We start from the raw sequence: 228 nt of genomic DNA, 5'->3' as shown, positions 1-228 counted from the left end.
GAAGTTCGTAAACTTCTGGTTGTTGTGCTTCGTGCTTGTGTGCAGCTCCAGCGTAGACGTGGAGTTTGTTGAACATTTGACGACCGAGGCTACCTTTTGGAAGCATCCCTTTGATCGCGAGTTCAAGCATGCGCTCAGGTTTGTTAGCAAGCATATCGCGTGCAACAGTCTGCTTTAAGCCGCCTGGATGACCAGAGTGACGGTAGTAGACTTTTTTGTCGAGTTTGT

The 228-nt window shown here is 48.7% G+C and carries 1 protein-coding gene; it reads right to left on the bottom strand.

The genetic code is table 11. From position 1 onward, the window contains the following. Positions 1-228: 50S ribosomal protein L13 (gene rplM, locus B3S86_RS15245; RefSeq protein WP_290754306.1), on the bottom strand; the 228-nt coding region annotated here is incomplete at both ends.

The organism is Exiguobacterium sp. UBA3968 (assembly GCF_002385115.1).
GTDB lineage: Bacteria > Bacillota > Bacilli > Exiguobacteriales > Exiguobacteriaceae > Exiguobacterium_A.
The sequence above is the reverse complement of the archived record's forward strand: the minus strand, read 5'-3'. Positions and strand labels throughout refer to the sequence as shown.